A 15,030-nucleotide genomic window follows, 5' to 3' on the forward strand; every position below is an offset into this window, starting at 1 on the left:
GGGCCCCGGCGCCACCCCCGGGTTCCCCAGCACCGACGCGTTTCCCCGTCCCGCACCCTTGCCGTGGGCGGCTCGACCACACCGCGAAAGGCCATCTGATGCTGACGCAGCACCCCCACACCTCCGGCGACGTGGGGACCTTCTACAACCGCCACACGGACGTGTACGACAGTGCGCTCGGCGGCAACATCCACGTCGGCTACTGGGACGACGAAGCCGACGACAGCCCCATGCGCGAGGCGACCGACCGGCTGACGGACCTGGTCACCGAACGCCTCGCCCCGGCCGAGGGGCAGCACCTGATCGACGTGGGGTGCGGCCACGGCAGCACCGCGGCCCGCATCATCGCGCACCACGCCGTGGAGATCACCGGCGTCAGCGTCAGCGACTACCAGGTCGACCTGGCCAACAGTCGTCCGCAGCCGCTGGACCTCCCCGGCCGCGCCTCCTTCCGGCTGGCCGACGCCATGGACCTCCCCTTCCCGGACGAGACCTTCGACGGCGCCTACGCCATCGAGTCCCTGATGCACATGAAGGACAAGGCCGAGGCCCTCGGCCACCTCGCGCGGGTCCTGCGCCCCGGCGGCCGGCTCGTCATCGCCGAGCACCACCTCGACGGTGAGCTCGACCTCCCGGACGTGGCCCGGATGGCCGACGCGCAGGCGTTCTTCAAGTTCGCGCTGACCGGCGACCTGTACCGGCGGCTGCTGCGGGAGGCCGGGCTGAAGGTGGTGGACCACACGGACATCACCGAGAACGTCCGGCGCTCCTACGACAGCATGACCGACGCCTGGCGGGAGGCCGCCCGCACCGATCCAGACCGCAGGGCGGCGGGCGAGTGGCAGACGGCGGCCGACCTGGGCGCGTGGTGCTTCGCCGTTCCCCAGCTCCGCTACGGCCTGCTGACCGCCGTCCGCCCCTGAGTCCCGCCCAGTGCCGCCGAGGTCGTGAGCCATGTCCGCCCCGCCCGCCCCGAACCGCTGTCCGTACCGCCTGGACGGCGGCGCAGCGGATGTCCACGGCGAAGCCGCGGCGCTGCGCGCGCTCGGGCCCGCCGCCCGCGTCGAGCTGCCCGGTGGGGTGCCGGCCTGGTCGGTGACCGACCCGGGGCTGGTCCGGCGGCTGCTGGTCCACCCCCGGGTGTCCAAGGACGCGCACCGGCACTGGCCCGCGTTCCTCGACGGCGACCTGCCCGCCGACTGGCCGCTGCGGATCTGGATGGACATCCGCACCGTCCAGACCGCCTACGGGCCAGACCACGGCAGGCTGCGGCGGCCGCTCGTCCCCGCGTTCACCGCGCGCCGGGTCCGGGCCCTCGCCCCGTGGATCGAGGAGATCACCGCGAGGCTGCTGGACGGCCTCGAGGAGGCGGCCGCGGCCGCCCCCGGCGGGGTGGTTGACCTGCGCGAGCACTTCGCCGCGAGGCTGCCGTGGCTGACCGTCACCGCGCTGGTGGGCCTGCCGGAGACCCTGCACGACGGCTTCCAGGCCGTCAACGACACGGTCTTCACCACCAACCTGACGGTGGAGCAGGTCGCCGCCAACGCGGCCGAGGCCGCGCAGCTCCTCGGGGACCTGCTCGCGGTCAAGGCCGAGCACCCCGGTGACGACGTCACCAGCGCCCTGCTCGCCGCCCACCGGGCGGGGCAGCTCGACCGCCGGGAGCTGGCCGACAGCATCTGGATGATGCTCGGCGCCGGCTACGGCACCACGGCGGGCCTGCTGGACCACGCCGTGGTCAACCTGCTCACCCACCCGGCCCAGCTGGCGCTGGCCGTCTCGGGCCGGGTCGGCTGGGACCAGGTCGTCGAGGAGACCCTGCGCCACCAGGCCCCGGTGGCCAGCTTCATGATGCGCTTCCCCACCGAGGACCTGTACGACGAGGCGACCGGACTGACCTTCGCGCGGGGCGAGGCCCTCGTCATCAACTACGCGGCGGTCGGCCGCGACCCGGGCGTGCACGGCCCGGACGCCGGCCGGTTCGACCTCACCCGCGCCACCGCCCGCGAGCACCTGGCGTTCAGCCACGGCCCCACCTACTGCCTGGGCGCCGAACTCGCCCGCCTCGAAGGGCGGACCGCGCTGGCGGCGCTGTTCACCCGGTTCCCCGGCCTCGAACTCGCCGTCGCGCCCGCCTCACTGGTCCCGCTGCCCTCGCTGATCTTCAACGGGCACCGGGAGATTCCCGTACGGCTCGGAGGAAGTCCCCGCACTTGAGCACCGACCAGCAGACCCTCCACCGGTTGACGGCGTACCAGCAGGACGTGTGGGCCGCCGGGGCCAGCGCACCGCAGTCACCCCAGTTCAACTGCGTCCTCCACGAACGTCTGCTCGGCAGCGTCGACCGCGACCGGCTCGCCGCCTGCGCGGAGCTGGTACTGCACCGCCACGAGACGTTCCGGCTGCGGTTCGCCGACCGGGCGGGGGTGCCGTTCCAGCGGGTGGCGCAGGAGCGTGTCCCGGTCACCGTGGTCGACCTCTCGCACGAACCCGAACCGGACGCCGCCTGCGCCCGCTGGATGCGCCGGTCACTGGCCGGCGCCCTCCCGCTCACCGGCGGCCCGCTGGTCGAGGCCGCGCTCCTGCTGGAGGGCCCGGACGTCACGCACCTGCACGTCAAGGCGCACCACATCGTCGCCGACGGCTGGAGCCTCGACCGGCTCGGCCACGAGATCCTCCACGAGTACGCGCACGCACCGCAGGGCGGCGCGCGGCGCAGCGTTCCCGCGGCGCCGTCCCCGCTGGCCTCCGTCGAGCCGGACGCCGCGTACCGCGCCGGCGCGGACGGCGACCGCGACCGGGCCTTCTACCGGGAGTACCTCCGCGGCGCGGCGCCCGTCCTGTTCGGGCGCACCCGCGCCGAGGGCCCGGGGGAGCGCGGCCGCCACTCCTTCGTGATCGACGGCGCCCTCGTCGGCCGGATCCGCGCGGCGGGCTTCTGGCCGTTCACGTACCTGGCGGCCATGCTCGGCACGTACCTGACGCGGGTGCACCGCAGCGAGGAGGTGATCCTCGGCGTCCCGTTCCTCAACCGGACGTCCGAACCCCACCGGGGCGTACTCGGCCAGTTCGCCAACACCCTGCCGCTGCGGATCGCGGCACCGGGCAGCCGGACCGTCGGTGACCTGCTCGCCGGGATCCAGGACGCCACCCGGGTGCTGCGCCGCCATGAGCGGCTCTCGCTCGGCGACATCCTGCGCGAGGCGCCCGCCACCGGCCACGGCCCGCGGCAGCTCTTCGACGTGACGCTCTCCGCCGTGAACTGGTCCCGGCGGGAGCAGGTCGGCGGCCTGGCACGGCGGACGGCCCTGCAGGCCCCCTCGCACGACCAGCACGCCCTGGCCGTCCTGGTGTCCGCCTTCGACGACACGGCCGGCCTCCGGGTCGACCTGGACCACGCCCGCGACGTCTTCGACGAGGATTCGCCCGTCACCGCCCTGGCCGCCCACCTCACGACCCTGCTGGAGCACGGCGTCGCACGGCTGGACCGGCCACTGGCGGAGGTGCCCATGCTGTCACCCGCCGAGCACCGGGACCTCACCGCCGGGCGCGCCCGCGGCCGGCGGGTACCCCGCGCGGACCGGGCCACCGTGCACGGACTGTTCGAGGCGCAGGCCGCCCGGCACCCGCAGCGGACCGCGGTCATCGCACCGTCCGGCGGCACCCTGACCTACGCCGAACTCGACGCCCGGGCCAACCGCGTCGCGCGGTCCCTGCGGGCGCAGGGCGTCGGCCCCGACGACCGGGTCGCGGTGATGATGCAGCGGGGGCCGGACCTGCCGGCCGCCCTGCTCGGCACACTCAAGGCGGGCGGCGCGTACGTCCCGGTGGACCCCGGCCACCCGGCCGAGCGGGTGCGGTTCCTGCTGCGCGACAGCCGGGCCAAGGTGGTGATCGTCGACGACGACGCCCGCGGCGTCCTGCCCGGGGGCGCGACCGGGCGCCGCATCGGGGACCTGCTGCACGGCAGCGCGGCCCCGGTCGGGCCGATCGCCACCCCCCGCGACCTCGCCTACGTCATCTACACCTCCGGCTCGACCGGGGCACCCAAGGGCGTCATGGTCGAGCACCGCAGCGTGGTCAACCGGCTGGCGTGGATGCAGCGTTGCTACCCGCTCGGCGGGCCGGACGTGCTGCTGCAGAAGACGCCGGTCTCCTTCGACGTCTCCGTCTGGGAGCTGTTCTGGTGGGCCACCGAGGGCGCCACCGTGGCCCTGCTGCCGCCCGGCGGCCACCGGGACCCGCGGGAGGTCCTGAAGGCCGTCCGCGAACACCGGGTCACCGCCGTGCACTTCGTCCCCTCGATGCTCGGCCCGTTCCTCGACCTGCTGGAGGACCCGGCCGCCCGCGCGGCCGTCCGGTCGCTGCGGTACGTCTTCTGCAGCGGGGAGGCACTGCCCGCCGCCGTCGTCGAGCGGTTCAACCGCCTGGCCGAGCGGTGCCGCCGCGAGAGCGGCACCGGACGCTCCCCCCGGCTGGTGAACCTGTACGGCCCGACCGAGGCGACGGTCGACGTCTCCTCCTACGACTGCCCCGGCGACCCCGTGCAGGGCATCGCCCGGGTCCCGATCGGCCGGCCGATCGACAACACCGCACTGTACGTCCTGGGCGCCGACGACCTGCCGCAACCCGTCGGGGTCGCGGGCGAACTGTGCATCGGCGGCACCGGGGTCGCCCGCGGCTACCTCGGCCGTCCGGAGCTGACCGCCGAGAGGTTCGGCGAAGACCCGTTCACGCCGGGCGGCCGCCTCTACCGCAGTGGCGACCTGGCCCGGTGGCTCGCCGACGGCACCCTGGAGTACCTCGGACGGCTCGACGACCAGGTCAAGATCCGCGGCCACCGGGTCGAACCCGCGGAGGTGGCCGCCGCGCTGCGCACGGTGCCGGGTGTCCGGGACGCCGTCGTGGCCGGCCGCACCACCGCCGACCGGGGGACCGTGCTGGCCGCCTACTACGTCGCGCACTCCCCGATCGGGGCGCCGGAGCTGCGCGAACGGCTCGGGCGGCTGCTGCCCGCGTTCATGGTCCCGGCCTCCTTCACCCGGATCGACGCCGTGCCGCTGACCCCCAGCGGCAAGGCCGACCGCAACGCGCTGCCCCGGCCGCACGACACCCCCGACGCCACCGGACGCGGCCGGCCGCCGCGCAACCGGGCCGAAACGGTGCTGGCCGAGGTCTGGGCCGCCGTCCTGGGCCACCCTGCCGTCGGGCTCCACGAGGACTACTTCGCCCTCGGCGGCGACTCCATCCTGATGCTCAAGGTCCGCGCCGAGACGGAGGCCCGCGGCCTGACCTTCTCGCTCACCGACCTCCTGCGCCACCCGACGGTAGCCGCACTCGCCGCCCGTACCCGGGACTGCGACGCCCCCGCGGCCCTCCCGGCGCCCTTCGCCCTCGTCAGCGACCTCGACCGGACCCGCACGGGCGACGCCGAGGACGCCTTCCCGCTGACCCGCCTCCAACTCGGCCTGCTCTACCACAGCCGCCGCCACGAGACCTCGGCCAGATACCGGGACGTCTTCCGGTACACCCTCGACATGCCCTGGGACGAGACGGAGTTCCGCCGCGCCTTCGACCGGCTGACGGCCCGGCACCCGGCGCTGCGCTCGGCCTTCGACCTGACCGGCGCCGAACCGCTGCAGGTCGTCCGCCCCCGGGTGGACGGCGGCCTGGACATCGCCGACCTGCGCCCGCTCGACAGCGCGGCGGCCGAGGCCCGGGTACGCGCCCACATCGAGGACCGGCGCCGCCACCGCTACGCCTTCGACCGGGCACCGCTGTACCTGTTCCGCGCCCACCTGCGGCCCGCCACGGTCGACCTGGTCCTCAGCTTCCACCACGCGCTCCTCGACGGCGGCAGCGTCGCCACGCTGCTCCAGGAACTGCTCCGGGACTACGCCCACGGCCTGGGCCTCGGCGCGGACCCGGTCGAGGACACGGTGCTCCCGTCACCGGCCACCCACGTACGGCTGGAGCAGGCCGCCCTGCGGTCGACGGAGGCCCGGCAGTACTGGCGGCAGAAGCTGGCCGGCTGCGAACCCCTGCCGCTCGAGTCCTTCCCGCCGCACCGGCCCGGCACCGCCCGCCGGCCCGCCTCGCGCCGGGTCGACCTGCCCGGCGCCCTCGTCGAGGGCGTACGGCGCCTCGCCGCCGACCACACCCTGCCGGTGAAGTCCGTCCTCCTCGCGGCGCACGCCCTGACGCTGGCGATGCTCGCCGGCACCCGCGACGTCACCACCGGGCTGATCACCCACGGCCGGCCCGAACTGGCCAGGGCGGAGCGGATCGCGGGCCTGTTCCTCAACACCGTGCCCGTCCGCCTGGACACCGCACGCGGCAGCTGGCTCGCCGTGGCGCGCGAAGCCTTCCACCAGGAGCAGGAGGGCCACCCCCACCGCCGCCACCCCCTGAGCGCCATCCAGGAGGCCCACGGCGGGCCCGTCCTGGACACCGCGTTCAACTACGTGCACTTCCGCCAGCTCTCCGGCATCCTCGCCCTGCCCGGCCTGCGGCTCACGCAGTTCCACAGCTGGGAGGAGAGCGACTTCCGGCTCCTGGTGAACGCGGTCACCGAACCCGACGGCACCGGGATGTGGCTGCGGATCGACTGCGACGGCACGACGTTCTCCGCCGAACAGGGCGACACCTTCGCCGCCGGCTACCTCGGCATCCTGCACCGCATGGTGGAACAGCCCCACGCCGAACCGGACTTCGCCTTCCTCGCCGCCCCGCCGCCGCCGGCCCCCCGCACCGAGCACCCCACCGTGACGGCCCGCTTCGCCGAACAGGCCGCCCGCACCCCGCACGCCACCGCCCTGGTGCTGGGCGACGAACGCTGGAGCTACGCCCGGCTGGCCGACACCGCGGAACACGTGGCGGCGCGGCTGCACGCCCTCGGCCCCCCGGCCAACGCCCGGATCGGCATCGCCATGGACCGCTCGCCGCTGGCCGTCGCCGTGCTGCTGGGCGTCCTGCGGGCCGGCTGCGCGGCCGTCCCGCTGGACGTCGGCTACCCGGCGCCCCGGCTGGCCGCGATGCTGGCCCAGGCCAGGCCCTTCCGCGTCGTCACCGAACCGGCGTACGCGCACCTCGTCGGTGATCCGGCGCTGCCGCTGCCCGCGGAGGCGCTCGCCGCACCGGCGCCGCCGGACTGCCCGGCCCCGCCCGGGCCCGACGCCGGGAGCACCGCGTACCTCCTGTTCACCTCGGGCTCCACCGGAACGCCCAAGGGCGTCGCGATGCCCCACCGCGCCCTGGCCGGCCTGGTCGCCTGGCAGACCCGCGCGCCCAGCGCCGCCGCCGGAGGGGTGACCCTGCAGTACGCTCCGCTGAGCTTCGACGTCTCCTTCCAGGAGATCCTCTCCACGCTGTGCTCCGGCGGCACCCTGTGCCTCGCACCCGACGCCGAGCGGCGCGACCCGCCCGCACTGCTGCGCCTGCTCGAGCGCGAGCGCGTCGAACGGGTCTTCCTCCCCCCGGTGGCCCTCCAGCAACTGGCCGAAGCCGCCCGCGCGCTGGGCATCACCCCACCGGCCCTGCGGGTGGTCATCACCAGCGGCGAGCAGCTGCGCGTCACCCCGGAGATCCGCGCACTGTTCGCCGCACTGCCGGGAGCCGTGCTGGAGAACCAGTACGGCCCGACCGAGACCCACGTGGTCACTACCTTCACGATGACCGGGGACCCCGCGGACTACCCCGCGCTGCCGCCGATCGGCCGCCCCGTCGACGGCGCCGAGGTGCACCTCCTGGACGAGCGGCTGCGACCGGTCCCGGCCGGCGCGCGCGGCAGCATCCACCTCGGCGGCCCCTGCCTCGCCGACGGCTACGAGGGCCGCCCGGACCTCACCGCCGAGCGCTTCCTCCCGCACCCGACCGCCGACCCGGACCGCAGGCTCTACCGCACCGGCGACCTCGGCATGACACTCCCCGGCGGCGACATCGTCTTCCTCGGACGCGAGGACAGCCAGGTCAAGGTACGGGGCTTCCGCGTCGAGCCCGCCGAGGTGGAACTCGCCCTCACCGGCCCGGCGGACCGCCACCCCGGCCTCGCCGACGCCGCCGTCGTGGCCCGTCGGCGCGCCGACGGCGAGACCGTCCTCGCCGCCTTCCTCCTCGGCGAGGGCACCGACGAGGACCTGGCCCGCATCCGCGAGCGGCTGCGCGCCACCCTGCCCGACCACCAGGTCCCCTCCCACCTGCAGTGGATCCCCCGGTGGCCGCTCACCCCCAGCGGCAAACGCGACGACGCCGCACTGCGCCGCCTCCCACTGACCGCGCCCGGCCGCGCCCCCGCCGCCGGGCCGCGCGACGCGTACGAGCGGGCACTGACCGAGATGCTCGCGGACGTGCTGTCGCTGGACACCGTCGGGGTGCACGACAGCCTCTTCGACCTCGGCGGCACCTCGCTCACCGTGATGCGGCTGGTGGTCAGGATCGAACAGCGCTACCGCGTGCACCTCCCCCTCGCCGAGTTCATCGCGACACCCACCCCCGCGGGCCTCGCGGCCCGGCTGCGCGACGGCGGCGCGCGAGCCGTCCACGACCCGCTGGTGCCGATCCGCCCGCAGGGCACCCACCCGCCCCTGTTCCTGGTCCACCCGATGGGCGGCAACGTGCTGTGCTACCTGGCCCTCGCCCGGCACCTCCCGGACGGCCGGCCGCTGCACGCCCTCCAGGCCGCCGGAGCCGACCCCGGCACCACCCCGCTGCGCAGCGTCGAGGAGCTCGCGGCCCGGTACCTCACCGCGCTGCGGACCGTGCAGCCGCACGGCCCCTACACCATCGGGGGCTGGTCCTTCGGCGGCTTCGTCGCCTTCGAGATCGCCCGCCGGCTGCGCGCGGCGGGCGAGGAGGTGGCCCGCCTGCTGGTGCTGGACACCACCGCCCTGCACCAGGGACCACGCGCCCCCCACGGCGACGACGCCCTGCTGGGCTGGTTCTTCCACGAGCTGATCCGGCCCGGGGACGGCGCCGCGCCCGCCCCGGGGACCGTCCCCGCCGGACCCGGCCCACTCGAGGAGAAGTTCGCGGTCATGGCCCGCCTCGCCGCCGAGCGTGGCGTCCTGCCGGCCGGCAGCTCCGGGGCCGCCATCCGCCGCCTGTTCGACGTCTACCGGGCCAACTGGCAGGCCACGCTGGACTACCGGCCACCGCGCGAGGACCACGACCTCACCCTGATCCGCGCCTCGGAACCGCTGCCCGCCGTCCTGGCCGACCTGCACCGCGCCGCCGGAACCTGCCACCAGGACCCCCGCAACGGCTGGAGCGGCATGACCGGCGGCCGGATCCACGTCGTCCCCGTCCCCGGCAACCACCTGACCATCATGGAGGAACCGCACGTGGCCCACCTCGCCGACACCGTCGCCCGCCTGACCGGCACCGGCCCCGCCCGAACCGGCCGGGAGAGCTGACGCCATGACCACCGGACAGCGGACGAAGGTCCTGGTGATCGGCGCCGGCGTCGGCGGCCTCGCCTGTGCGCTCACCCTGCGGCGCGTCGGCCTCGACGTCGAGGTGTACGAGCGCGCCACCGAGCTGCGCACCACCGGCTCGGCCCTGTCGGTCATGAGCAACGCCGTCACCGCCCTGGCCACCCTCGGCATCGACCTGGCCCTCGACAAGCGCGGCCAGGCCGTCGAGTCGTTCAGGATCATGGACCGGCGTGGCCGGCGGATCAGGGACCTGCCGTTCAAGGAGGCCTGCGACGCGGTCGGGGCGCCCAGCTTCTGCCTCGGCCGCGCGGAGCTCCAGGAGGCGCTGCTGGCGGAACTCGGGGACTGCCCGATCCACCTGGGGGCGACCGCCGCCGGCTTCGGGACCACCGGCGCGGGCGTCACCGTCCGCTTCACGGACGGCCGTTCGGCGGACGGGGACGTCCTGATCGGCGCCGACGGCATCAACTCGGCCGTCCGGCGCCACCTCGTCGGCCCCGAGACCGCACGGGACGGCGGCTACCTCGTCCGGCTCGGCATCGTCCCCTTCCGGCACCCGCTCCTCACCACGGGCGGCGTACGCCACTACTGGGGCAGCGGACAGCGCTTCGGCCTCATCGACATCGGCCACGGCCGCTGCTACTGGTGGGCGACCACCAGCACGCGTACGGCCGGGTCCGCCGACGGGCCGACCGCCGACCGTGTCAAGGACACCCTCGCCGACGCCTTCGCGGACTGGGCGGACGAAGTGCGGGAAGCCATCCGGATCACGCCGCCGCAGTCCATCCTCACCGTCCCCTCCCAGGACCGCGCCTTCCTGGAACGGTGGGGCGACGGCCGCGTCACCCTGCTCGGCGACGCCGCGCACCCCATGCTGACGGCGCTCGCCCAGGGGGCCGCCATGGCCATCGAGGACGCCGTCGTGTTGGCCGGTACGCTCGCCGGGACCACCGCCGGCGACGACCCGGCGCCGGCCCTGCGCGCCTACGAGGACCGCCGCCGCGACCGGGCGCGGGCCATGGTCGCCGAATCCCGGGCGGTCAGCGACCTGGAACAGGCGGCCCACCCCGCCCGGCGCCTGCTCCGGGACGGCTACTTCCGGCTGGTACCCCGCCAGGTCCTCACCCGGCGGCTGACCCAGGCGCTCACCCACCCGGACTTCCCGGCCACCGGACCCGGCGGCGTGCGGCGCGAACTCAGCCCCCTGGAGCGCCTGTACTGGATCGCCGACCGGACCTCACCCCTCAACGTCCTCGCCCGGGCCCGCGTCCACGGCCACCTGCCCCCGTCGCTGCACCGCCGCGCCCTCGACGCGCTCCAGCTCCGGCACCCCCTGCTGCGCGTCGCGATCACCGACGACGGCACCGGATCGCACCCGGCCTTCACCCCGTGCGACGGACAGCAGATCCCGCTGCGGCACGTCGAGGTGCCGCCCGGCGACCCCGAGGCCGACACCCGGTGGGAGCGGGAGGTCAACGACCGCGAACTGGCGGAGTCCGTCGACTCGTCCACCGGGCCGCTGCTGCGCGCGGTGGTGATCACCTCCGGCGGGACCGACGGTGACGGCCAAGGACGCGTCCACGACCTGCTGCTGACGGCATCGCACACCATCGCCGACGGCAAGACCTGCCTGTCCCTGCTCCGGGAGTGGATCGACCTCGCCGCACGGGCCGCCACCGGCACACCGCTGCGGATCACCCCGCTGCCCGTACGGCCCGCCACCGAGGACCTGCTCCCGCGCCGCCACCGTGGCACGGCAGGCGTCTCGGGGCTCAAGGCCATGATGGCGCGCGACCAGGCGGACGCCGGGCCGGGCCCCGCACAGCGCGTCGTCCCCAGCCGCCAGGTGCCGTTCGAGCAGCGGCGCACCCGGATGCTGCACCGGTCCCTCACCGCCGACCGGCTGGACATGCTGGTGGAGGCGGCCACCCGCCACGGCACCACGGTCCACGGGGTGCTGGCCGCCGCGATGGTGACGGCCGTCGCCCGGGATGCCGGAACCCCGGCGGGCGGACACGTCTCGATCGGCTCGCCGGTCGACTTCCGGCGTGATCTCGACCCGGCCGTCGCCCTCGACGAGGCCGGCACCTACGTGGCCACCGTCCCCACCCGGGTCCGCTACGAGCCAGACCGGCCGCTGTGGTCGACGGCCCGGGAGATCAGCCAGGACCTGGTACGCCGCCGCGCCCGCGAGGACCACCTGGCCATGCTCAGCCTGCCGCGCTGGGCGGGGCTGGACTCGCCGCAGGAGTGCGCGTCGTTCATGCGCTTCATGGACGAGCAGGGGCCGATCAACCTGTGCCTGTCCAATGTCGGCCGCTACGAGTTCCCCGACCGGGTGGGCCCCTGGCAGGTGAGCGAGGCCCAGTTCCTGACGGGCATCTCGATCATGGGCGCCGTCGTGGCGACGGCCACCACCTGCCACGGCCGACTCGCCTGGAACTTCAGCCATGTCGAGCACCTCGTCCCGCACGCGCGGGCACAGCGGATCGCCGACGAGTCCGTCCGGAGCGTGCTGTCCGCACTCCCGGGGTGACCGTTCACCGCGTCACGGCTGCGAGACTCCGGCCCTGTTCTGCATCAGCCGCGCGATGTCGGCCAGGGTCGGCGCGTCCGCCAGTTCGTCGTGGTCGATCACCAGCCCCGAGTCCTCCTCCAGCACGATGGACAGCTCCACCGCGAACAGCGAGTCCAGACCCAGCGCCGCCGGTGTGGCGGTGGGGGAGAGCAGTTCGGGCCGCACCTGGAACCGGCCGGTCAGGACGCTGGCCAAAGTGTCGTACACGTCGTCTCTCCGGAACGGTCGGTGCGAGCGGGGGAGGGTCGGTCGTACCAGGGCGGCGGCGCGCAACCGGCGCCGGGCGGCGGCTCAGTCGTATCACGCCGAACCGCCCGGCAGGCGGACTGACGCGCGGCCGCGGGATCGGGCGAACCCCTGGTCAGGTGCGGCGAGATGGAAGGGGACACCGCTGCGGCGCGCCTCGCCGAGCCGTCCGAGCAGCTCGAACTGCTCCGCCGGAACCAGCGGCTCCCACTCCCGCAGGCTGCGTACCGCGTGGTCGGTGTGCTCCGCCGGGTCCAGGACGATCGCGGAGATCTCCGCGGCCGTCATGACACCGCCGTCGAAGACGAACCCCACCCGGGTGGGCAGCCGCGCGGTCGGCGGCCGGAACACCGAGGCGAGGAACCGCGGCTCCCCGGTGAGAATGCGGCCGGTCTCCTCCCTGGTCTCCCGGACCGCGGCCTCCCAGGGCGTCTCGCCGGGGTCGAGCATGCCGCCCGCCAGGAGCTGCCAGCCCTTGTGGTGGGACTTCAGCAGGATCGGCCGTTCCGCCTCGTCGGTGGTGTAGGTGCACGCCCAGCCCAGGGCGTACGGGTGGCCGCCGAAGAGCCAGCGGTGGCTCGGAGGAAGCGTCATCGGCCGGCCCCGCCGTCGCTCCAGGCGGCCACCTGGCGGGCCAGTACGTCTGCGGCGTCCGGGGTCGTCGCCCGCAGAGCGAGCAGGCCGGCCATGATGACGTCGCACAGCTCGCCCTGGAGCTCGGCCAGGGTGTGGCTGTGGCCCTTGCGGGGGTTGGCGCCGATGACACCCAGGAGCGCCTGGGCCGCCTCGCCCACCTCCTCCTGCAGTTTCACCACCTGCATGGTCAGCAGCGGCTGCCCGAGCTCGGCGCAGTGCCGGTCGAGCGTCCGGTGCCGCAGCTCGACCGCCGCCCAGATCTCCGGCAGGCCCGTCAGCAGCCGTACCTCCAGCTGCCGCAGGAGGACCTTCAGCGCGGGCGGCATTGGCAGCGACCCCACCTCGGCGAGCGGCACCAGCCGCAGCTCCTGGCCCTCCCCGAGCACCAGTTCCGCGGGGTCGACCTCATGGACGGCGTGGAAGAAGCGCATTCCTTCGGTACCCGTCCCGGCGGCCGGCGCCGGGAGGAACGGCAGCAGCCCGGGGACGTCCAGCCCGGTCTCCTCCCGCAACTCGCGCCGGGCGGTCTGGTACGGGGTCTCGCCGGCCTCCCGGCGGCCGCCGGGGACCACCCAGTGGGCGGGCCAGCTGATGTCGGGCCGGTCGTCCCGGAGTTGGAGCAGGACCTCGTGACGGCTGGTGGTGATGATCGCATCGGCGCTGCTGAAATCGTCCATCCTCTCATTCTGGGTGCACCACAACGAAGTTGACGGCCAGCCACCCGAACGGGTGGCATTCGTCCGCTGTGGCGACCGTCCCGCGGGGACGCCTGGAGCCCGTCACCCCGTGGTACGGGTGGCGGGCTCCCAGAGGCGGACTCGCGGCGGGTCAGTCACGCAGGGCCAGCAGCAGGGCCGGCACGATGAGCAGCAGCAGCCAGGGTTCGGCGAGGGCGGCCACCCCCAGTCCGGTGTAGACGGCGGCCTCGGCGGCCCGGCGCCGGGTGCGCCGGCGCTTCTTGTCCGCCTTCTTGTCCACCTTCTTGTCGGTCCTCCGGGCCACCTTGTCGTCCTGCTCGGCGCGGCGCTGGTCGGTCTGCTTCTCCAGGGACAGGGGCAGCTCGGTGTGGTTCTCCATCATCGTTTCCTCCACGGGGTGTTGGTGGGTGGGGAGCGGGGTGGTGCGGGAGACGGTCAGGTCAGGCCAGGTCGGCGTCCGGGATCCAGGAGCCGTGGATCATGGCGGGGACCCGGCGGGGCAGGTGGACGGTGGCGACCGGCGGCAGGGTCAGGTCGGAGGCGTCCAGGACGAGCAGCCTCGAGGCGTCCGCGTTCAGGTCGCTGACCACGGTCAGCAGGTACCCGCCGTCCTCGTCCGCACCGTCGGCGGACGCCACGAACACCGCCTCGCTGGGGAGTTGCCCGGTGCCGACCGGCCGGAGCTGCCGGGCGCCGGTGGCGCGGTCGTACTTGACCAGGGTGTGGTTGCCGATGCCCAGGTCGTCCGGGAACGCCAGCGCGTACTGGTAGCGGTGCTCGCGGCCGATGAAGGCGTCGTTGATGGTCGGGAACTCCACCACCAGGTCGTCGGTGTCCTCCTCGCTGACCCGGCCTGCGGTCAGGTCGATGGACCAGCGCCGGCTGCGCGAACCGGAGTTGGGCTCGGCACCGCGGTCCGGCGCGCCGACCCACCAGTTCCACGAACGCTGCCAGCCGGCGCGGCCGACCGCGGGGCCCTCGACCACGATCCGGCCGTGGGCGTCCTCGTAGGCGTTGGCGAGGTGCATCGCATACCCCTGGCCGATCTCGAACCAGCGGACCTCGGCGGCTCGGCCTTCGCCGCGCGGCATCACGCCGATCCGCGAGGTCTGCGCGTCGTTCCAGCCGTACGGGATGCCGGAGTGCTCGTTCGGGTCGAAGGTGACGGTGCCCTCCAGGAAGACCACGTGGTGCTCGGTGATGGCGAAGTCGTGCTTCAGCGCGGCGCTCGCACCCGGTACCTCCTGGCTCGTCAGTACGTGGCCGTCGGCCGACGCGACGTGGTGGATCAGGTAGGGCGGGAAGGGCGAGGAGGCGAAGAAGTGCAGCTCGCCGGTGACCGGGTCCTCCTTGGGGTGCGCGGTCATCGCCGAGGTCAGCTTGCCGTTGAAGTCGTAGGCGCCGACGGTGTCCAGGTCCCGGGTCAGCTCGAACGGCAGGT

General features: G+C 74.6%; 9 protein-coding genes. 4 read left to right on the forward strand and 5 right to left on the reverse strand.

What is annotated here, in order from left to right; genetic code table 11:
• Positions 1 to 98: 98 nt before the first annotated feature.
• From AA75_RS30235 to AA75_RS30250, 4 genes are read left to right on the forward strand one after another with little or no spacing between them, the layout of a single operon-like run.
• Entirely contained in the window at positions 99 to 923 is an 825-nt protein-coding gene (locus AA75_RS30235) for a methyltransferase domain-containing protein (protein WP_033823490.1), read from the forward strand.
• A 31-nt stretch (positions 924 to 954) separates the two neighbouring features.
• Positions 955 to 2,217 carry a cytochrome P450 gene (locus AA75_RS30240; protein WP_033823491.1) on the forward strand — a complete coding sequence of 421 codons (1,263 nt, stop codon included), beginning with the start codon at positions 955 to 957 and terminating at the stop codon, positions 2,215 to 2,217.
• The gene (locus AA75_RS30245; protein WP_233289258.1) at positions 2,214 to 9,410 is read left to right on the forward strand and encodes a non-ribosomal peptide synthetase; all 7,197 of its coding nucleotides are present in this window, start codon (positions 2,214 to 2,216) and stop codon (positions 9,408 to 9,410) included. Before AA75_RS30240 ends, AA75_RS30245 begins: the two co-directional genes overlap by 4 nt.
• Before the next feature lie 4 nt (positions 9,411 to 9,414).
• Entirely contained in the window at positions 9,415 to 11,967 is a 2,553-nt protein-coding gene (locus tag AA75_RS30250) for an FAD-dependent monooxygenase (protein ID WP_033823492.1), read from the forward strand.
• Positions 11,968 to 11,979: 12 nt separating this feature from the next.
• Here AA75_RS30250 and AA75_RS30255 read toward each other — a convergent pair whose 3' ends face one another.
• The 5 genes from AA75_RS30255 to AA75_RS30275 form a co-directional block, all read right to left on the reverse strand.
• Positions 11,980 to 12,216, reverse strand: coding sequence for an acyl carrier protein (locus AA75_RS30255; RefSeq protein ID WP_033823493.1), 237 nt, complete (start codon positions 12,214 to 12,216; stop codon positions 11,980 to 11,982).
• Between the two features lie 93 nt (positions 12,217 to 12,309).
• The gene (locus AA75_RS30260; protein ID WP_051813756.1) at positions 12,310 to 12,849 is read right to left on the reverse strand and encodes an NUDIX domain-containing protein; all 540 of its coding nucleotides are present in this window, start codon (positions 12,847 to 12,849) and stop codon (positions 12,310 to 12,312) included.
• Complete coding sequence (locus tag AA75_RS48130) at positions 12,846 to 13,568, reverse strand: NUDIX domain-containing protein (protein ID WP_149038462.1); 723 nt, start codon at positions 13,566 to 13,568, stop codon at positions 12,846 to 12,848. The genes AA75_RS30260 and AA75_RS48130 overlap by 4 nt, the downstream gene beginning before the upstream one ends.
• Positions 13,569 to 13,719: 151 nt before the next feature.
• Positions 13,720 to 13,971, reverse strand: a complete 252-nt coding sequence (locus AA75_RS30270; RefSeq protein ID WP_149038463.1) for a hypothetical protein — start codon at positions 13,969 to 13,971, stop codon at positions 13,720 to 13,722.
• Positions 13,972 to 14,029: 58 nt separating this feature from the next.
• On the reverse strand, positions 14,030 to 15,030 hold a 1,001-nt coding region (locus AA75_RS30275; protein WP_033823495.1), incomplete at its 5' end, for a carotenoid oxygenase family protein.

This window comes from Kitasatospora sp. MBT63 (assembly GCF_000710465.2).
Classification (GTDB): Bacteria; Actinomycetota; Actinomycetes; order Streptomycetales; family Streptomycetaceae; genus Kitasatospora.